1 protein-coding gene is annotated in these 246 nt (G+C 41.5%); it reads left to right on the top strand.

Features of this window, described 5'->3' with window-relative positions; genetic code table 11:
* Positions 1–47 precede the first annotated feature (47 nt).
* Positions 48–246, top strand: a 199-nt coding sequence (locus SB775_RS32590; RefSeq protein ID WP_410865432.1) for a hypothetical protein, incomplete at its 3' end; no start/stop codon positions are given.

Below are 246 nucleotides of genomic sequence, written 5' to 3'. Positions count from 1 at the left end.
CAAATGCATAATAGAGAGCACGCGTGTACATAAGGGGGAGTTTGATCTTGAGAATTACGGGTTTATTCGTATCACTTGCTGTTGCCATTTATTTATGGTTTGATGCGCCAAAGCATGGCAAAGACAAATGGCTGTGGGCCATTTTAGGCGTGCTATTTAGTACAATCGTTCTTGGTATTTACTTGATCAAGACAGAAAGGAAGGGACTCGGCTGGACGATTCTCATTTTAACCATCTTGTTTTACC

The organism is Peribacillus sp. SIMBA_075 (assembly GCF_046534585.1).
Note: the sequence above shows the minus strand (reverse complement) of the source record. Positions and strands in the feature narration are given on the sequence as shown.